Genomic DNA, 18,774 nt, shown 5'->3' on the forward strand with positions numbered 1-18,774 from the left:
GGAGACGGAGAGGGGTGGCTCAGGCCGCGCGCTTGATGGCGTTGTGGTCGTCCAGCAGCACGACGTTCGGCTCCCACTGGCGCGCTTCTTCCTGCTCCAGCTGGCCGTAGGTGACCACGATCACCTTGTCGTTCTTCTGCACCAGGCGCGCGGCGGCGCCGTTGACGCCGATGACCTTCGACCCGCGCGGGGCCTCGATGGCGTAGGTGGTGAAGCGCGCGCCGTTGGTGATGTTCAGCACGTCGACCTGCTCGTTGGGAAAGATGCCGGCCGCGTCCAGCAGGTCGCGGTCGATGGCGATCGAGCCCTCGTAGTCGAGGTCGGCCTGCGTCACCGTCGCGCGGTGCAGCTTGGACTTCATCATGGTGACCAGCACGGCGGGTCTCCCGAACGGATGCGCGGGGCGACAGGCCCTCGCTCTGAGGCGGCTCATATAGGGATTTCGCGCGGGCCTATCAATCGTCCCTGCTGCGCCGCAGCGGGGCCGTGCTGCGGCGCGGCGCGGCGCGGCCGGCCGACCATTGCCGGACGTTCATTTGACGGCGACGCGCCCCTCTCTATGCTGGCGCGCGGCCAACGGCGGCCGTCTGCGGGATCCCCTCCTTTGAAACAGTTCTTCCTGACCGTCCTGGGCGTCTTCACCGGGCTGGTGCTGTTCCTCGTCGTCGTGCCGGTGGTGCTGCTGACCTTCGCCATCGCAGCCGGTTCGTCCAAGCCCGCGACGCCGGCCGCCACCGTGCTGGAGCTGGACCTGCGCGAGGGCATCAGCGACCAGCCCTCGACCGACCCGTTCGCCGTCTTCGCCGGGGGCGGCCTGTCCACCCTCCAGGTCGTCGACGCCCTGATCCAGGCCCAGGACGACCGCAGCGTGAAGGGCCTTCTGATCCGCCTGCCCGAGGCCGGCATCACCCCCGCCGCCGCCGACGAACTGCGCCAGGCCATCGTGCGCTTCAAGGCGTCGGGCAAGCCGGTGATCGCCCACAGCCAGGGCTTCATGCCAGCCGGGACCGCGATCTCGTCCTACATGATCGGGGCGGCGGCGTCCGAACTGTGGATGCAGAACACCGCCGGCTTCCAGGCCACGGGCCTGGCGACCGACAACCTGTTCCTGGGCCGGGCCTTCGAGAAATACGGCGTGCGCGCCGACTTCGAGCAGCGCTACGAGTACAAGAACGCCGTCAACGAATACACCCAGAGCGACTACACCCCCGCCCACCGCGAGGCGCAGACCGCCTGGATGACCGCCCTCTACGACAGCGCCCTGGCCCATGTGGCGCGCGATCGCAAATCGACGCCCGAGGCGGTCAAGGCGCTGGTCGAGGCCGGCCCCTATTCGGCCGAGCAGGCCCGCGCCAACGGCCTGGTGGACAAGATCGGCCAGGTCGAGGAGGCCGAGGCCGCGATCAAGACGCGCGCCGGCCGCGGGGCCGAGATCGTCGAACTGGCCAAGTACGCCTCCGACAAGGGCGCGCGCGCGGGCTCGGGCCGCAACGCCATCGCCATCGTCGGCGGCGAGGGAGCGATCGTCACCGGGCGCGGCGGCTCGGCCAGCCCCTTCGGCGGCGGCGCCATGATCCATTCCGACGACACGGCCGAGGCCATTTACGACGCCATTCAGGACAAGGACGTGAAGGCCATCGTCTTCCGCGTCTCCTCGCCCGGCGGTTCGCCCGAGGCGTCCGAGCAGATCCTGGCGGCCGTGCGCGCGGCGCGGGCGGCCGGAAAGCCGGTCGTGGTGTCGATGGGCGACTACGCCGCCTCGGGCGGCTACTGGATCAGCTCCCAGGCCGACTGGATCGTGGCCCAGCCCTCGACCATCACCGGCTCCATCGGCGTGTTCGGCGGCAAGTTCGTGGTGGCCGAGGCGCTGGGTCGCTTCGGCGTGGACATGCGCGGCCTGTCGGTCGGCGGCCAGTACGCCGACGCCTTCTCGCCGACCCAGCCCTTCACGCCCGAACAGCGGGCCGACTTCTCGGCCTCGATGGACCGCATCTACGACGACTTCATCACCCGGGTGTCGACCGGCCGCAAGCTGCCCGCCGACCGGGTGCGCGAGATCGCGCGCGGCCGCGTCTGGACCGGCGCCCAGGCCCTGCCGCTGGGCCTCATCGACCAGTTGGGCGGCCTGACCGAGGCCGTCGTCAAGGCCAAGGAACTGGCCAGGTTGCCGGCCGACCAGCCGGTGCGCTTCAAGCACTTCCCCAAGGTCCGCTCGCCCTGGGAGGCCTTGTCGGAGGCCTTCGGCGTCCAGACCGAGGCCGCCCGCGCCCTGGTCACCATCGGCGGCGTCATGGCCGATCCCCAGGCCCAGGCGGTGATGCGCCGCATCCAGGGCGAGCGGATGCGCAGCGAAGGCGCCGTCGTCCTGGCCGACCAGCCGCTGTAAACGATCCTCCCCGCGCCGGCGGAGCAGGGTCGCCCTCAAGCAGCGCGACGCGCGATAGGGCGAGCAACCACGCCCTCAAGCAGCGCGACGCCCTCAAGCAGCGCGAAGCGCGGTAGGGCCGCCAAAATGCCGCACGCAGGCGTGAGGGGCGGCGTCCTTGACCCGGCGGGGCGATGGACCGACATTGGGGGTTCGGCGTTTCAAGAAACGCCCGAAGAGGATCGATCCATGTTCCAGCCCGAACGTCTCGTCACCGTCGGCTTCACGCCGCGCCGCCGTCCGAACGGCCTCGTCGCCTCGGTGATGTGGCTGGGCGGCCTGATCGCGGGCGTGGCGGCGATGGCCGTGGGCGCGATCCTGGCGGTCTTCACCGCCGCCGCCGTGGCCGTGATCGCGGTCATCGCGGGGGTGCTGGTCTTCCTGGCCGGCCTGGCGCTGCGGGCGCGCCGCAACATGATCCTGCGCCGCCGTTCCGTTCGACCGATCCCGAGGTCATCGACGCGCAGAAGGTCGGCGACACCTGGGTCGCCTACGGCTGGGAACGTCACGGCCGCTGAGGCCGCCCTGGCCATGATCGACGTCATCGAGGCGCCGTCGCCGAACTTCGACGCCCGCCGCGCCCCGCCCGACATGCTGGTGCTGCACTACACCGGCATGGCGACCGGCGAGGCCGCGCTGGCGCGCCTTTGCGACCCCGAGGTCAAGGCCTCGGCCCACTATCTGGTCGAGGAGGACGGCCGCGTCTTCCGCCTGGTCCCCGAGGAACGCCGGGCCTGGCACGCGGGGCGCGGCGTCTGGCGGGGGAAACCGACTGCAACGCCGCCTCCATCGGCGTCGAGATCGTCAATCCGGGCCACGCGTTCGGCTATCGCGCCTTTCCCGACGCCCAGATCGCATCGCTGATCGCCCTGGTCGGCGACATCCGCACCCGCTGGACCATCCCCGACAACCGCATCATCGCCCATTCCGACCTGGCCCCCGACCGCAAGGAGGATCCCGGCGAACTCTTCCCCTGGAAGCGGCTGGCCGAGGCGGGGCACGGCCTGTGGTTCGAACCGGCGGCCGAGCGGATCAAGGCCCTGGGCGGTCTGCTGCAGAAGGGCGACCAGGGCGTCGGCGTGGTCGTGCTGCGCGCCGGCCTGCACCGCCTGGGCTACGGCCTCCAGCCCGGCGGCGACTACGACGCCGAGACGGAAACCGCCGTGCGCGCCTTCCAGCGCCACTGGCGGCCCGCCCGCATCGACGGCGTGGCCGACGGCGAGACCCGCGCCCGTCTGGTCGGCCTGCTGCAACTGGCCAGCGTCGAAAGCGTCACGGGCGTGCTGGACTAGACGTCGGACCGGTCCTGGAAAGGGCCGAACACGCGCAGGATCGTCACCGCGCGGGCCGCTTCGTCGACGCGATAGAAGATGCGGTGTCCCTCCACCGGCCGCTCGCGCACCCCGGCGCCGTCGCCGACGGGCCATCGCCGGGCGCCAGGCGCAGTTCCACCAGCGCCCGATTGATCCGTGCAAGCCGCAGTCGGGCGCGAAGGCCGCTGCCGGGCTGGTTCAGCCATCGCCTCACCGCGAGAAGGTCGGAACGGGCGCGCGCGGTGAAGGTGACGGACCAGTCGACGTTCATCCGCGAAGGTCGGGTTCTTCCAAGTCTTCGCCGGCCGCCCAGCGATCCAGCCATTCCAGCGCCTCATCGCCGCTGATGACCCGTCCGGCGGCGATGTCCTCGTCCGCCTCGGCGATGCGGGCGCGTTCCCAGGCGAGGCGGCGCGCGCGCTGCTCGTCGCTTTCGGTCGTCGCTCTGGCGGCGGGTTCGGCCATGACCGGATCATAGCCCATTCCCCCGCCCTACGCATCCATCGGTTGACCCGCGCGGAGCGAGCGCGCATCTAGCGCCTCGCCAGACGGCCGGGCGGTCGCGGCGGGCTTCGCGCCCGTCGAGGAAAGTCCGGGCTCCACGGTGAAAAGGCGGCGGATAACCTCCGCCCGGGGCGACCCGAGGGACAGCGCCACAGAAAGCAAACCGCCGGGCCTTCGGGTCCGGCAAGGGTGAAAGGGTGGGGTAAGAGCCCACCGCGTCCTCAGCAATGCGGACGGCATGGCAAGCCCCGCCTGGAGCAAGACCAAATAGGGACGTCGCGCGGTTTCGGCCGCAGGGTTCACCGCCCCAGACGTCCGGGTAGGTCGCGAGAACCGCTCAGCAATGGGCGGTCCAGAGGAATGATCGTCGCCGTTTTCGGACGGAACAGAACCCGGCTTACAGGCCGTCTGGCATTCTTTCCCGTTGGCCTGCCGCGCTTCGCGCTGCTTGAGGCTCTCCCCTTTGGCCTACCGCGCTTCGCGCTGCTTGAGGCTCTCCCTTTCGGCCTGCTTGAGGCCGTTTGTCCCCATGATTTGAAGGTTGGGCCGTCATCTGCGGCCGGTCGGGCGTTAACCCGCTGTAGGGGCGGGCTGATTCACAGTGGCTCACAGGCTGTGAATACTTGCATTGTTCCGTGTATGTTCTCAGTTGAGCCAGTGTTGCCGCCGCCACAGCCCGACGACATGGTTAAGTAAAGCCTTCAATCCCATTGAGACCCATTTCATCCCATGATATCCCATCCTCATGAGATGGGGCTGAGAGGCGTGCGCGGCGGGCGTGCGCCAAGGCATCTAGGGACGGGCCGAAGGGTCCGATGGGCAGGGCGTGTTTCTCTCGACCTACGAGAAGCAGCTGGACGGCAAGCGCCGTCTCCTGATCCCCAACGATTTCCGCACGGCCGAGAACGGCGCCGCCGGCGGCGTCTTCATCTTTCCCTCGATCGAGGCCGACTGCCTGGAGGCGGGCGGCGACCGCCTGTTCGCCGTCTACGCCGAGATGATCGAAGCCCTGCCGTTCGGCTCCGAAGAGCGTTCGGCCCTGGAATGGCAGGTGATGGGCGAGCAGGTGCGCCTGGCCTATGATTCCGGCGGCCGCATCACCCTGCCCGAGGGCCTGTGCGCCGAGGCGGGGCTGGACGACACCGTCGTCATCGTCGGCCTGAACGACCGCTTCCAGATCTGGAGCCGCGACAAGTGGGCCGCCCGCCGCGCCGAGCAGCGCGCCCTGGCCAAGGCCGGCATGGCCCAGATCGGCGCCCTGAAGCTGGCGGCCCAGATGAAGCTGGCGGGAGGCGGATCGTGACCAGCGCCCCTCACGCCCCCGTCCTGCTGGCAGAGGTCCTGGAGGCCCTGGCCCCCGCGCCCGGCGACGTCATGATCGACGCCACCTTCGGCGCCGGGGGCTACACCCGCGCCCTCCTGAAGACCGGCGCCCGCGTCATCGCCCTGGACCGCGACCCGACGGTGCAGCCGCACGCCGACGCCGTCGCCGCCGACTTCCCCGGCCGGTTCCAGTTGGTCCGCACCCCCTTCTCCGGCCTGGCCGAGGCGTTCGCCGGCAGCGACGCGGACCGGCTGGACGGCGCCGTCTTCGACATCGGCGTCTCCTCCATGCAGCTGGACCAGGCCGAGCGCGGCTTCTCCTTCATGCGCGACGGCCCGCTGGACATGCGGATGAGCGACGAGGGCGAAACGGCGGCCGACATCGTCAACACCTGGGATCACGGCCCCCTGGCCCATATCCTGAAACTGTACGGCGAGGAGCGTCAGTCCGGCCGCGTGGCGACCGCCATCCTGCGCCGCCGGGTCGAACAGCCCTTCACCCGCACCCTGGACCTGGCCGAAACGGTGGAAAAGGCCCTGGGCGGCCGTCGCGGCGCGCCCATCCATCCGGCCACCCGCACCTTCCAGGCCCTGCGGATCGCGGTGAACGACGAACTGGGCGAGCTGGAGCGCGGGCTTGAGGCGGCCGAGGCGACCCTGGCGCCCGGCGGCCGGCTGGCGGTCGTCACCTTCCACTCGCTGGAGGACCGCATCGTCAAGGCCTTCCTGGCCCAGCGCAGCGGCAATGCGCCGGGCGGATCGCGCCACGCGCCGGTCGCGACGGACACGCGCAAGCCCACCTTCGCCCTTCAGTTCAAGGGTGCGCGCGAGGCGACCGAGCAGGAGCGCGCCGCCAATCCCCGCGCCCGTTCGGCCAAGCTGCGCGCGGCGGTCCGCACCCAGGCCCCGGCCTGGGCTCCGATGGCGGGGAGGGCGGCGGCATGACCGCGACCAACCCCTTCGCCTATCGCAAGAGCCTGCTCCAGCGCCTGTTCGACTGGAAGGTGCGCGGCGTGCGCTGGATCGAGATCATCGGCGTGGCCCTGGTCGCCGTCATGGTCATGTCGGTCTATGTCGCCAAGGCCGCCGCCGCGCGCGAGAGCAGCCGCATCGCCGAGCTGGAACGCGACATCCGCGAAAACGCCCAGCGCGTGCGCCTGCTCAAGGCCGAGGCCGCCCGCCTGGAGCAGCCCGCCCGGCTGGAGGCCCTGTCGCGCCAGATGGGCCTGGGCCCGGTCGATGTCCGCAAACAGGCCGACGCCGACGACCTGCCCGAGCTCAAGGTCGAGGCGGCCCCCGCGCCCGCTCCCGTTCCGCCCGCCGCCCCCGCGACGGCTCCGGCTCCGGGGCCCGCCGCCGCCCCTGTCGCGGAGGCCGCCCAGTGAGCGTCCAGGACCACGATCACCGCGCCTATCGCCCCCAGCCGAACGTCGACCTGCAGGGTCGGCTTTCGCCGTTCTGGCGCGCTCTGTCCGAACTGGTGCTGCGCCTGGAGCACGGCTTCGAGCGCGCCCGCGCCGACGCCCGGCCCGAGGACGACGCGCGGGTCCGCATCTTCCTGATCGCCGTGGTCTTCTCGGTGGTCTTCGCCGCCCTGGCCGTCGGCGCCAGCTACCGCGCCCTGTTCGCCGAGGCGGGCGGCCGCTGGGCGGGGGCCAATCCGAACGCCCTGGTGCGCGGCGACCTGACCGACCGCAACGGCCAGCTGCTGGCCGCCAACATCATCCACTACGGCCTCTACATCGACCCGCGCGAGGTCTGGGACCGCGACCTGGCCGCCCGCCAGATCCGCCGCGCCCTGCCGCGCGTCTCGGCCGCGCGCCTGAAGAAGGTGATGGACGGCGAGCGCCGCCTGATTGTGCTGAACGGCCTGACCCCGGGCGAGAAGTCGGCCGTCCACGCCCTGGCCCTGGGCGGCGTCACCTTCGAGCCTGAGGACCGCCGCGCCTATCCGCTGGGCAGTTCGGCCGTCCACCTGATCGGCGACGCCGACACGGGCGGACAGGGCGTCTCGGGCGCCGAACTGGCCTTCAACGACGAGATCCGCGCCGCCGGCCAGCGCGGCGAGAGCTTCCCCCTGTCGATCGACCTGCGGGTCCAGGGGGTGCTGGAGAACGAACTGGCGGCCGCGGCGATCGAGAACCAGGCCAAGGGCGCGGTCGGCATCGTCACCGACGTCCAGACCGGCGAGATCCTGGGCATGGCCAGCTGGCCGACCTTCACCCAACAGACCCGCGGCGCCGCGCCGGACGGGGCCACGCTGAACCGCGCCGTCTCGGGCCACTACGAGATGGGCTCGGTGTTCAAGACCTTCACCGTCGCGGCGGGCCTGGACCAGGGCCTGGCGGACATGAACACTCTGTTCGACGCCTCCCAGGCGCTGCAGATCGGCAATCGCCGGATCAAGGATTTCCACGCCCAGAACCGCGTCATGACGCTGGAGGAGGTCTATCTCCACTCGTCCAACATCGGCACCTCGCAGCTGGCGCTGCAGATGGGGCCGGAGCGGATGCGCGACTATTTCGAGCGGCTGGGCCTGCTCAGCGCCTCGTCCGTCGAACTGCGGGAATCGGCCCGCCCGGTCGTGCCGCGAAACTGGAGCGATTCCACCCTGGCCTCGCTGTCGTTCGGCTACGGCATCATGGTCACGCCGGCCCAGGTCATCCAGGCGATGGGCGCCCTGACCAACGGCGGCCGCATGGTGCCCCTGTCGCTGCGTCGCGGCGGCGCCCTGAACGCCCATCCGCGCCAGATCGTCACCGAGGACACCTCGCGCACCATCCTGGACCTGATGCGCCGCAACGTGGTCAAGGGTTCGGGCGGCTTCGCCGATGCGCCGGGCCTGCGGGTCGGGGGCAAGACCGGTTCGGCCAACAAGCTGGTCAACGGCCGCTACGACCCGACCCACGCCGTGGGCTCCTTCGCCGCCGTCTTCCCGGTCGACGGACCGCTGACGGCCAAGCGCTACGCCATCCTGATCGTGATGGACGAGCCGGGCAAATATCCGCGCACCGGCGCCTATGTCGCCGCGCCCGCCGTGCGCAACATCGCCGACCGCATCGCCGGCTTCCTGGGCGTGGAGCGCCGCGCCGACCACTGGCGCACCGCCGACGGCCAGAAGATCGCCGCCTACCAGGACGTGGAAGGGGACGGGCGATGAGCGACGTCGCCGCGCCCATGCGGCTGTCGGCCCTGCTGCGGCGCGACGTCGCCGCCGATCCCGTCATCACCGCCGTCACCGCCGACAGCCGCCAGGTGCGGCCCGGCGCCCTGTTCGTCGCCCTGCCGGGCACGGCGGCGGACGGGCGGGCCTTCATCCCTCAGGCGCTGGCCCAGGGCGCCGCCGCCGTCCTGGCCCCGGCCGACACCCCGGCCGAGGCCGCGCCGGTGCTGGTCACCTCGGGCGACGTGCGCCGGGCCTACGCCATCGCCGCGCGCGGCTTCTACGGGACCCAGCCGCGGACCTGCGTGGCCGTGACCGGCACCAACGGCAAGACCTCGGTCGCGACCTTCTGCCGCCAGATCTGGGCCGCCATCGGCCACAAGTCGGCCAGCATGGGCACCCTGGGCCTGGTCGGCCAGAAGGGCGACAAGACCTACGCCCTGACCGGCCCCGGCCTGACCAGCCCCGACGCCGCCGAGGCCGCCCGCCTGATGGCCGAACTGGCGCGCAAGGACGTCACCCACCTGGCGCTGGAGGCGTCCTCGCACGGCATCGACCAGCGCCGCGTGGACGGCGTGGCGCTGAAGGCGGCGGCCTTCACCAACCTGACCCAGGACCACCTCGACTATCACGGCGACATGGAGGCCTATCGCGCCGCCAAGCTGCGCCTGTTCGACACCCTGCTGCCGCGCGGGCGCACGGCGGTCCTGAACGCCGATTCCGACGCCTATTCGACCTTCGCCTCCGCCTCCATCATGGCCGGCCTGGGCGTGATGGGGGTGGGCGAGCGCGGCCGCGACCTGACCCTGATCGGCCGCGTCGCCACGCCGGAGGGCCAGCGCCTGACCCTGGACGCGCGCGGCGACGTCCATGAGGTGCTGCTGCCCCTGGCCGGCGCCTTTCAGGCGTCGAACGCCCTGGTGGCGGCGGGCCTGTGCATCGCGGCGGGCGACCGGCCCGAGGCCGTGATCGGCGCCCTGGAAAGCCTGACCGGCGCGCGCGGGCGGCTGGAGCGCGTCGGCGGCGGCGCGCGGGGCGGAGAGGTCTATGTCGACTACGCCCACACCCCCGACGGCCTGGAGACGGTGCTGACGGCCCTGCGCCCGCACGCGACCGGCCGGCTGATCGTGGTCTTCGGCGCCGGCGGCGACCGCGACCGGGGCAAGCGGCCCCAGATGGGCGCCATCGCCGGCCGCCTGGCCGACGTCGCCATCGTCACCGACGACAATCCCCGCTCGGAAGACGCCGCCGCCATCCGCGCCCAGGTCAAGGCCGGCTGCCCGCAGGCGATGGAGATCGGCGACCGCCGCGCCGCCATCGCCGCCGCCGTCGAAATTATGCGCGACGGGGATGTGGTGGTGATCGCCGGAAAAGGGCATGAGCAGGGTCAGATCGTCGGCGGCGTGACCCACCCGTTCGACGACGTCACCGTCGCGTCCGAGGCCCTGTCGATCCATGCCTGATAACGCCGCCCGCCCGCTCTGGACGGCCGCCGAAGTCGCCGCCGCCACGGGAGGCGTGCTGGCCGGAGACGACGCCCCCATCGGCGGCCTGACCTACAACAGCCGCGAGATCGCCCCCGGCGACCTCTTCCTGGCCCTGCACGGCGCGCGCGACGGGCATGAGTTCGCCGCCGCCGCCTTCGCCGCGGGCGCCGCCGCCGCCCTGGTCGACCGCCCGGTCGACGGCGGACCCACGGTGATGGTCCAGGACACGCTGCGGGGGCTGGAGCGGCTGGGCGTCGCCGCGCGCGACCGCGCCCCGCACGTCCGCCGCGGCGCCGTCACCGGCAGCGTCGGCAAGACCAGCGTGACCCAGGCGATCAAGGCCGGCCTGGACCTGGCCGGTCCCGCCCACGCCTCGATCAAGAGCTACAACAACCATATCGGCGTGCCCCTGACCCTGGCCCGGATGCCGGTCGAAACCGAACGCGCCGTGTTTGAGATCGGCATGAACGCGCCGGGCGAGATCGCCCCCCTGTCGCGCTTCGTGGCTCCTCACGCCGCCTGCGTCACCACCGTCGGCCCGGTCCATATCGAGGCCTTTGCGGACGGGGAGGCGGGCGTGGCGCGCGAGAAGGCCTCGATCTTCGACGGCCTGGTCCCCGGCGGAACGGCCGTGGCCAACGGCGACGTCGCCTTCTCCGGCCTGCTGTGCGACCGTGCCAGGTCGGTCGGCGCGCGCCTGGCCGTGTTCGGCGCCGGCCCCGGCTGCGACGCCCGCCTGATCGACTTCCGCCCGGACGCGGAGGGCGCGACGGTCCGGGCCGAGCTGTTCGGCCGGCCGCTGGACTACCGCCTGGCCCAGTCCGGCGCCCACTGGGGCCTGAACAGCCTGTGCGTCCTCCTGATGCTGGACGCCCTGGACGTGCCGCTGGAGACGGGGCTTCAGGCCCTGGCCGGCTTCCAGCCCCTGGCCGGGCGCGGCCAGACCCGCACGGTCGCTGTCCCCGGCGGGGCCTTCACCCTGATCGACGAGAGCTACAACGCCAATCCCCTGTCGATGGCGGCCGGCTTCCGGACCCTGGGCGCGCGCGCCGCGCCCGGCCGCCGCGTCGTGGTCCTGACCGACATGCTGGAGCTGGGCGAGCACAGCCGCGCCCTGCACGAGGGTCTGGCCGGTCCGATCGAGGCGGCGGGCCTGGACCTGGTCCACGCCGCCGGGCCGCAGATGCGCTGGCTCTACGACGCCCTGCCGGCCTCGCGCCGGGGCCTGTGGCGCGAGACCGCCGCCGAACTGGCCGCCGAGGCCGCCCTGCTGGCCGGTCCCGGCGACGTCGTCATGGTCAAGGGCTCCAACGGATCGAAGGCCTCGCTGGTCGCCCAGGCCCTGGCCGATCTCCAAAACGCCGAAGGCGCCCCTCAGGCAGCGACGCCCCCGGGCGGCGCGGTAGGGAAAAGAAGAATGTTCTACCTGCTCTATCTCTACTACGCCGACGTCGCGCACCAGTATCCGCTGCTGAACCTGATCCAGTATCAGACCGTGCGCGTGGCCCTGGCCATGGCCACGGCGATGATCGTGGCGGTGGCGATGGGCAGCCGCTTCATCAATTGGATCCGCGCCAAGCAGGGCCGGGGCCAGCCGATCCGCGACGACGGCCCGGTCTCGCACCTGTCCAAGGTCGGCACCCCCACCATGGGCGGGCTGATGATCCTGGCGGGCATCGGCGTGGCGGTGCTGCTGTGGGGCGACCTGACCAATCCCTACATCTGGATCGTGTCCGGCGTGACGGCGGCCTTCGGCGTGCTGGGCTTCATCGACGACTACGCCAAGGTCACCAAACAGACCTCGGCCGGCCTGACGTCGAAGCAGAAGCTGGCCGCCCAGACCCTGGTGGCGGTGATCGCCGGCGTCCTGACCGTGCTGTGGATGACCCGCTCGCCCACCTCGCCGGGGCTGGAGACCTCGATCGCCTTCCCGTTCTTCAAGGCGGTGCTGCTGAATATCGGCTGGTTCTACGTGGCCTTCGCCGCCTTCACCATCGTGGGCTTCTCCAACGCCGTGAACCTGACCGACGGGCTGGACGGCCTGGCCACCGTGCCGGTGATGATGGCGGCGGCCGCCTTCGGGGTGATCTCCTATCTGGCGGGCAACTTCGTCTTTTCCGAGTATCTTCAGATCCACCACGTGCCCGGCTGCGAACGGGCGAACTGGCCATCTTCTGCGCCGCCATGATCGGGGCGGGGGCGGGCTTCCTCTGGTACAACGCCCCGCCGGCCAAGATCTTCATGGGCGACACGGGCTCGCTGGCCCTGGGCGGCGCCCTGGGCGCCATCGCCGTCACCACCAAGCACGAACTGGTCTTGGGCATCGTCGGCGGCCTGTTCGTGGCCGAGGCCGCCTCGGTCATGATCCAGGTCGGCTACTACAAGCTGACCAAGAAGCGCATCTTCCTGATGGCCCCGGTCCACCACCATTTCGAGAAGATGGGCTGGCCGGAATCGACCGTTGTCATCCGCTTCTGGATCATCGCCGGCGCCCTGGCCCTGGTCGGCCTGTCGACGCTGAAGCTGAGATGAGGACCACCCCTCATTCGTCATCCTCGCCCTTGTGGCGAGGATCCAGACTCCCGGTCTTCGGGCGTCCGGCCCTGACGTCTGACACCGGGAATCTGGATCCTCGGGACAAGCCCGAGGATGACGGAGTCCGTGCATGATCCCGGTCCCCGGCTTCGAGAACCGGCGGGTCGCGGTCTTCGGCCTGGGACGGTCGGGGATCACGGCCGCGCGCGCGCTCCAGGCCGGGGGCGCCGTCCCCATCCTGTGGGACGACGGCGTCTCGGGCCGGATGCAGGCCGAGGCCGAGGGCTTTCCCGTCGAGGACCTGACCGCCGCCGACTGGTCCGGTTTCGCGGCCCTGGTCCTGTCGCCCGGCGCGCCCCTGACCCATCCCAAGCCGCACTGGACGGTCGACCGCGCGCGCGACGCCGGCGTGCCGGTCATCGGCGACGTCGAACTGTTCGCCCGCGCCGTCGCGGCCCTGCCCGAGGGCCAGCGCCCCAGGGTCGTCGCCGTCACCGGGACCAACGGCAAGTCCACCACCACCGCCCTGATCGGCTGGGTGCTGAAACAGGCCGGGCTGACGGTCCACGTCGGCGGCAACATCGGCATCGGCGTCCTGGCCCTGCCGGCGCCGACGCCCGAGGCGGTCTATGTCATCGAGGTCTCCAGCTACCAGCTGGACCTGACCACCACCTTCGCCCCCGACGTCGCCATCCTGACCAACATCAGCCCCGACCACCTGGACCGCCACGGCGGCATGGAGGGCTATGTCGCGGCCAAGCGGCGCATCTTCCAGGCGCAGCGGCCGGATGCGACAGCGCTGGTGGGCGTGGACGAGCGGTGGGGGCGGGAGATCCTCGCCGGCCTGCGCGCGGACGGCCGTTCCGCGGTCGAGGTTCGCACCGCATCCCCTTCCCCCTCGCGGGGGAAGGTGGCCCGAAGGGCCGGATGGGGGGGCTGTCGGAACAGGACGCCCTGCCAGCCGATCCGTCGCAAACAGCCCCCCCATCCGTCTCGCTCCGCAAGCCACCTTCCCCCGCGAGGGGGAAGGGATCGTGCGGGCCGCCCCCGGCCGTATCGAGATCGATGAAGGGCCGGGCATAGACCTCTCCACCGCCCGCTCGCTGCCGGGCCGCCACAACGCCCAGAACGCCGCCTTCGCCTACGCCACGGCCCGCGCCCTGGGCGTGTCGCACGACGCCGCCGTCGAGGGCCTGCTCACCTTCCCCGGCCTGGCCCACCGCATGGAGGCGATCGGTCATATCGGCCCGGTGCGCTTCATCAACGACTCCAAGGCCACCAACGCCGACGCCGCGCGCCAGGCCCTGTCCAGCTATCCGTCCGTCTTCTGGATCGCCGGCGGCCGGGCCAAGGACGGCGGCATCGACGACCTGGCCGACCTCTTCCCCCGCATCGCCAGGGCCTATCTGATCGGCGAGGCGGCCGACGCCTTCGCCGCCGCGCTGGGCGACACGCCGCACCAGATCGTCCACACCATCGACGCCGCCGTCGCCGCCGCCGCGCGCGACGCCGCCTCGGCCGGCGGCCCCCAGATCGTGCTGCTGTCGCCCGCCTGCGCCAGCTTCGACCAGTATCCCGACTTCGAGGCGCGCGGAGAAGCCTTCCGCGCCGCCGCCCTCAACCTCGGCGCCACGCCGGAGACCGCGTCATGAGCGCCGCCTACACCCCCGCCTTCTCCCGCAACGACCAGAGCCTGGTCGCGCGCTGGTTCTGGACCGTCGACCGGGGCCTGCTCGGCGCGGCCCTGGCGCTGATGGGCCTGGGCGTGGCGCTCAGCTTCGCCTCCAGCCCGGCGGCGATCCTGGCGGATGAATCGATCACCGACCCCTTCCACTATTCCTGGCGCATGATGGTCTTCGCCGGCGCGGGCCTGGTGACGATGCTGACGACCTCGCTGATGTCGCCGCGCGGCGTTCGGCGCATCGCCCTGCTGGCCCTGGCCGGCGCCATCGTCGTGATGATGGCCCTGCCGTTCATCGGCGACACGGTGAAGGGCGCCGCGCGCTGGGTGAACCTGGGCCCGTTCAGCCTCCAGCCCAGCGAGTTCGCCAAGCCCGGCCTGATCGTCTTCGCCGCCTGGATGTTCGCCGAGGCGCAGAAGGGCCAGGGCGTGCCCGGCGTCACCATCGCCTTCGGATTCTACGCCCTGACCGTCTGCCTGCTGCTGATCCAGCCGGACATCGGCCAGACGCTGCTGATCACCACCACCTTCATGGCCGTCTTCTTCATGGCCGGGGTGCCGTTCAAGTGGATGGCGGTGCTGGCCAGCCTGGGCATGGCGGGGCTGGTGTCGCTGTATTTCGTCTTCGGCCATATGCGCGACCGCCTCAGCCGCTTCTTCTCGCCCGACAGCACCGACACCCACCAGATCGACGCGGCGTCCGAGGCCATCCGCGCCGGCGGCCTTCTGGGCCGCGGGGTGGGCGAGGGGGTGATGAAGCGCCACGTCCCCGACCTGCACACCGACTTCATCTATTCCGTCGGCGCCGAGGAGTTCGGCCTGGTGCTCAGCCTGCTGATGATCGGCCTCTACGCCTTCATCGTCATCCGGGGGATGCGCCGGGCGATGAAGCTGACCGACTCGTTCGAGCAGACGGCGGCGGCGGGCCTGTTCATGCTGATCGGGCTTCAGGCCTGCATCAATGTGGCGGTGAACCTGAACCTGATCCCGACCAAGGGCATGACCCTGCCCTTCATCAGCTACGGCGGCTCCTCCATGCTGGCGATGGGCCTGACGATGGGCTTCGCCCTGGCCCTGACCCGTCGCCGCCCCGGCGCCTACGAACCCGGCGCCACCCTGGCGACGCGGCGGCGGCTGCTCTGACGTCTTGTACCGCTTTCCGCCTTCTACTTCCCGTCATCCTAGGCACAAGGCCTAGGATGACGAGCAAAGGGTCGGCCATCACAACTCAGCGGGCAAAGTCGAGATAAATCAACGCCTCGGTGCGCCCGATCGCCGTTTTGCCTGACACGCTCCAGAACCGTGCGATTATCCCAACCCCACGCCCCAAACCCGTCATCCTCGGGTCAAGCCCGAGGATGACGACAGGAGGAACCGGACCGCCCGATTTCGCACCTTTCACACTATCCAGACTCTCTTTTTCCGCTCCCCCGTCCCGATTTCAGACAATTCACACTATTCAGACGGTGTTTTTTCGGAGCCCTCCATGACCAAGCTCTGCGTCGTCGCCGCCGGCGGCACCGGCGGCCACATGTTCCCGGCCGAGGCCCTGGCGCGAGAGATGGCCGCGCGCGGCTGGCGCGTGGTCCTGGCCACCGACCATCGCGGCGAGCAGTACGCCCACGCCTTTCCGGCCGAGGAGCGGCTGGCGCTGGACGCGGCGACCGGCTCGGGCCCGCTGGGCCTGGTCAAGGCGGGCGTCGCCATCTTCCGGGGGGTGATGCAGGCCCGGTCGGCCTTCGACCGGCTGGGCGCGGACGTGGTGGTCGGCTTCGGCGGCTATCCGTCGGCGCCGGCCCTGGTCGCCGCCGTCGTCTCGGCCCGGCCGACCGTGATCCATGAGCAGAACGCCGTGCTGGGCCGCACCAACCGCACCCTGGCGCCCCATGTGAAGGCCGTCGCCTCGTCCTTCCCGACGCTGGAGCGCGCTCCGGCGGCGGTCCAGGGTCGCGCCCACGTGGTCGGCTCGCCCGTGCGCGCCGACATCCGCGCCCTGTTCGACCGCGCCTATGTCGCCCCGGCCGGGGACGGCCCGATCCACGTCCTGGTCACCGGCGGCAGCCAGGGCGCCCGCCTGCTGTCCGAGACCACGCCGCGCGCCCTGGCCGCCCTGCCGGACCCCCTGCGCCGCCGCCTGAAGGTCCAGCAGCAGTCGCGGCCCGAAACGCTGGAGGCCGCCCGCCAGGTCTATCTGGAGGCGGGGATAGAGGCCGAGGTCGCCCCCTTCTTCCGCGACATGGCCCAGCGGCTGTCGCGGGCCCATCTGGTGGTGGGCCGCTCCGGCGCCTCGACCTGCGCCGAACTGGCCGTCGCCGCCGTGCCGTCGATCCTGATCCCGCTCAAGATCGCCACCGACGACCACCAGCGCCTGAACGCCAAGGCCCTGGTCGACGCCGGCGCCGCCCAGGTGATCCTGGAGGACGACCTGACCGTCGACCGCCTGGCCGCCGCGCTGGACGGCGTCCTGTCCGACCCGGCGCGCCTGTCGGCCATGTCGACCGCCGCCCGCTCTGTCGCCATTCCCGACGCCGCCCAGCGCCTGGCCGACCTGGTCGAGGCGACGGCCAACGCCTCTCCCTCCCCCGGACGGGGAGCGAGGGAATGACAACCGCCCCGGCCGTGATGCGTTAGGAACCGATGCCTTCCGAGATCACCAACCTCACCCGCGAGATCGTCGCGCTGTGGCGCCGCTTCGACTGGCTGCCGGAATGGGCCGTGATCGCCCTGGTGCTGCTGGTCTTCGTCGGCGGCGGCTGGCTGACGCACAAGATCGCCTTCGCCATCCTGCGCCGCCTGGTGAAGGACAAGGACGTCTTCTGGCGCGGCGTGGTCGAGCGGGCGCGGCTGAAGCTGCGCATCCTGATCATCATCATCGGCGTCGGCATCGGCGTGACCGTCTCGCCGATGGACCCCGGCCCGTCGGCCGACATCCGCGACGTCCTGGTCTTCCTGTTCATCCTGACGCTGGGCTGGCTGGCGTCGGGGGTGCTCGACATGTGGTCGGTCATGCACCTCAAGCGGTACAACGTCGCCGTCGAGGACAACCTGCTGGCCCGCAAGCACCTGACCCAGACCCGCATCCTGCAGCGGGTGGCCAAGGTGATCCTGTTCATCGTCACGGTCGGCCTGGCCCTGATGACCATCTCGGGCTTCCGCCAGTGGGGCGTCAGCCTGCTGGCCTCGGCCGGCGTGCTCGGCATCATCGCCGGCCTGGCGCTGCAGCCGATCCTGACCAACATGGTCGCCGGCATCCAGATCGCCCTGACCCAGCCCATCCGCATCGACGACGCCGTCATCGTGGAAGGCGAGTGGGGCAATGTGGAGGAGATCACCTCCACCTACGTCGTGGTCAAGATCTGGGACTGGCGGCGCATGGTCCTGCCGCTCAGCTACTTCATCACCACCCCCTTCCAGAACTGGACGCGCGAGAACGCCCGCCTGATCGGCTCGGCCTTCTTCTATGTCGATTACGAGGCGCCGATCGACCGGCTGCGCGCGGCCTTCGAGGGGATCGTCAGGGCGTCCAGACACTGGGACGGCGACGTCCAGGTCATGCAGGTGACCGACATCACCGAGCGCGTGCTCCAGGTCCGCTGCCTGGCCAGCGCCCGCAACGCCGGCATCGCCTTCGACCTGCGCTGCGAGATCCGCGAGAAGCTGATGGCCTTCATGCGCGACGAATGCCGCGAGGCCCTGCCCCGCGACCGCGTGGAATGGCCGCAGGGGGAGGGGGCGTCGATCAGTCCGCCAGCGCCGATCGCCCCCGCTCGATCGCCTGGTCCAGCGTGAGGACGGTCTCCGGCCGCGCCTCCCCACAGGCCACGGCCAGCAGTTCGGCCGCATCCCCGCCCGGCGCGGCGTCGTAGGCCGGGGCGGGCTCCGGCGTCGCGGGCCCCTCGACCCCGTCGGCGCGCAGCGAGGCGAAGTCCAGCCGATCCGCCGTCCTCGCCCGGCAGTCGAACGCCCACCGCGACCAGCCGCCGACGTACAGCGCCTCGCCGACCCGAAAGCCTTCCTCGGCCACCTGCAGGCTCCGCATCCGGGCCACGTCGCCCTCGCGTTCGATGGAGGCCACGTCCGCGAACTGCGCGAACCGCCCCACGCCGGTCTCGACCAGTTGGGGCTCCGCCAGGGCGGGCGAGGCGAACAGCAGCCCCGCGACGCCCCAGATCCTCCCCGCACGGCGGGGGAGGGGACCGCGAAGCGGGGGAGGGGGCGGACGCCGCAGGGGCGGCGGGCGTGGGAGAGGGATCGGGATCGCAACGGCAGCATCTGAGCGCCATCCGCCCCCTCCACCACGCTGCGCGCGGTCCCCCTCTCCCCGTTCCGCTGCGCTTCTCGGG

Annotated in this window: 12 protein-coding genes, 1 other RNA gene and 4 pseudogenes; 14 read left to right on the forward strand and 3 right to left on the reverse strand. The window is 71.4% G+C overall.

All coding sequences use genetic code 11. From position 1 onward, the window contains the following. Window positions 1–19: 19 nt before the first annotated feature. Complete coding sequence (gene panD, locus MU852_RS12825) at window positions 20–376, reverse strand: aspartate 1-decarboxylase (RefSeq protein WP_249749884.1); 357 nt, start codon at window positions 374–376, stop codon at window positions 20–22. A gap of 228 nt (window positions 377–604) precedes the next feature. On the opposite strand from panD, the gene sppA reads away from it, so the two are divergent. Both sppA and MU852_RS12835 read left to right on the forward strand, forming a co-directional pair. Continuing rightward, complete coding sequence (sppA, locus tag MU852_RS12830) at window positions 605–2,386, forward strand: signal peptide peptidase SppA (RefSeq protein ID WP_249749885.1); 1,782 nt, start codon at window positions 605–607, stop codon at window positions 2,384–2,386. 570 nt (window positions 2,387–2,956) lie between these two features. Beyond that, a pseudogene (locus tag MU852_RS12835) lies at window positions 2,957–3,717 on the forward strand (peptidoglycan recognition protein family protein). A 288-nt stretch (window positions 3,718–4,005) separates the two neighbouring features. On the opposite strand, the gene MU852_RS12840 reads toward MU852_RS12835, so the two are convergent. After that, entirely contained in the window at window positions 4,006–4,203 is a 198-nt protein-coding gene (locus MU852_RS12840) for a hypothetical protein (RefSeq protein WP_249749886.1), read from the reverse strand. A gap of 79 nt (window positions 4,204–4,282) precedes the next feature. On the opposite strand from MU852_RS12840, the gene rnpB reads away from it, so the two are divergent. The 12 genes and pseudogenes from rnpB to MU852_RS12900 all read left to right on the forward strand — a co-directional run bounded on the left by rnpB (window position 4,283) and on the right by MU852_RS12900 (window position 18,220). After that, window positions 4,283–4,658, forward strand: an RNA gene (rnpB, locus tag MU852_RS12845) — RNase P RNA component class A. Window positions 4,659–5,068: 410 nt separating this feature from the next. Continuing rightward, window positions 5,069–5,545 carry a division/cell wall cluster transcriptional repressor MraZ gene (locus MU852_RS12850; protein ID WP_249749887.1) on the forward strand — a complete coding sequence of 159 codons (477 nt, stop codon included), beginning with the start codon at window positions 5,069–5,071 and terminating at the stop codon, window positions 5,543–5,545. Beyond that, on the forward strand, window positions 5,542–6,510 hold the full coding sequence (gene rsmH / locus MU852_RS12855) for a 16S rRNA (cytosine(1402)-N(4))-methyltransferase RsmH (protein WP_249749888.1): 969 nt from the start codon (window positions 5,542–5,544) through the stop codon (window positions 6,508–6,510). The genes MU852_RS12850 and rsmH overlap by 4 nt, the downstream gene beginning before the upstream one ends. After that, the gene (gene ftsL, locus MU852_RS12860; RefSeq protein ID WP_249749889.1) at window positions 6,507–6,950 is read left to right on the forward strand and encodes a cell division protein FtsL; all 444 of its coding nucleotides are present in this window, start codon (window positions 6,507–6,509) and stop codon (window positions 6,948–6,950) included. The genes rsmH and ftsL overlap by 4 nt, the downstream gene beginning before the upstream one ends. Further along, window positions 6,947–8,725 carry a peptidoglycan D,D-transpeptidase FtsI family protein gene (locus MU852_RS12865; protein WP_430641148.1) on the forward strand — a complete coding sequence of 593 codons (1,779 nt, stop codon included), beginning with the start codon at window positions 6,947–6,949 and terminating at the stop codon, window positions 8,723–8,725. The genes ftsL and MU852_RS12865 overlap by 4 nt, the downstream gene beginning before the upstream one ends. Beyond that, window positions 8,722–10,191: a UDP-N-acetylmuramoyl-L-alanyl-D-glutamate--2,6-diaminopimelate ligase gene (locus MU852_RS12870; protein ID WP_249749890.1), complete on the forward strand. Its 1,470-nt coding sequence runs from the start codon at window positions 8,722–8,724 to the stop codon at window positions 10,189–10,191. Before MU852_RS12865 ends, MU852_RS12870 begins: the two co-directional genes overlap by 4 nt. Then, a pseudogene (locus tag MU852_RS12875) lies at window positions 10,184–11,587 on the forward strand (UDP-N-acetylmuramoyl-tripeptide--D-alanyl-D-alanine ligase); the annotation flags it as partial. The gene MU852_RS12870 and the pseudogene MU852_RS12875, both read left to right, overlap by 8 nt. Window positions 11,588–11,632: 45 nt before the next feature. Further along, window positions 11,633–12,747 (forward strand): annotated as a pseudogene (mraY, locus tag MU852_RS12880) (phospho-N-acetylmuramoyl-pentapeptide-transferase). 133 nt (window positions 12,748–12,880) lie between these two features. Further along, a pseudogene (locus tag MU852_RS12885) lies at window positions 12,881–14,402 on the forward strand (Mur ligase family protein). Further along, a complete protein-coding gene (locus MU852_RS12890; RefSeq protein ID WP_249749891.1) occupies window positions 14,399–15,574 on the forward strand; it encodes an FtsW/RodA/SpoVE family cell cycle protein in 1,176 nt (391 codons plus the stop codon). Before MU852_RS12885 ends, MU852_RS12890 begins: the two are co-directional and overlap by 4 nt. Window positions 15,575–15,917: 343 nt before the next feature. Then, on the forward strand, window positions 15,918–17,036 hold the full coding sequence (gene murG, locus MU852_RS12895) for an undecaprenyldiphospho-muramoylpentapeptide beta-N-acetylglucosaminyltransferase (protein WP_249749892.1): 1,119 nt from the start codon (window positions 15,918–15,920) through the stop codon (window positions 17,034–17,036). 32 nt (window positions 17,037–17,068) lie between these two features. Next, the gene (locus MU852_RS12900) at window positions 17,069–18,220 is read left to right on the forward strand and encodes a mechanosensitive ion channel family protein (RefSeq protein ID WP_249749893.1); all 1,152 of its coding nucleotides are present in this window, start codon (window positions 17,069–17,071) and stop codon (window positions 18,218–18,220) included. Here MU852_RS12900 and MU852_RS12905 read toward each other — a convergent pair. Beyond that, on the reverse strand, window positions 18,171–18,533 hold the full coding sequence (locus tag MU852_RS12905) for a hypothetical protein (RefSeq protein WP_249749894.1): 363 nt from the start codon (window positions 18,531–18,533) through the stop codon (window positions 18,171–18,173). The genes MU852_RS12900 and MU852_RS12905 overlap by 50 nt on opposite strands. Window positions 18,534–18,774: the final 241 nt, after the last annotated feature.

Origin of the sequence: Brevundimonas albigilva (assembly GCF_023503965.1) — a bacterium.
Lineage (GTDB): Bacteria > Pseudomonadota > Alphaproteobacteria > Caulobacterales > Caulobacteraceae > Brevundimonas > Brevundimonas albigilva.

Excerpts from the sequence above, each read along its gene's own strand:
- MU852_RS12840 (WP_249749886.1), bottom strand. The coding sequence starts at position 4,203 with ATGGCCGAACCCGCCGCCAGAGCGACGACCGAAAGCGACGAGCAGCGC.
- MU852_RS12900 (WP_249749893.1), top strand. The coding sequence starts at position 17,069 with ATGCCTTCCGAGATCACCAACCTCACCCGCGAGATCGTCGCGCTGTGG.
- MU852_RS12890 (WP_249749891.1), top strand. The coding sequence starts at position 14,399 with ATGAGCGCCGCCTACACCCCCGCCTTCTCCCGCAACGACCAGAGCCTG.
- ftsL (WP_249749889.1), top strand. The coding sequence starts at position 6,507 with ATGACCGCGACCAACCCCTTCGCCTATCGCAAGAGCCTGCTCCAGCGC.
- MU852_RS12870 (WP_249749890.1), top strand. The coding sequence starts at position 8,722 with ATGAGCGACGTCGCCGCGCCCATGCGGCTGTCGGCCCTGCTGCGGCGC.
- murG (WP_249749892.1), top strand. The coding sequence starts at position 15,918 with ATGACCAAGCTCTGCGTCGTCGCCGCCGGCGGCACCGGCGGCCACATG.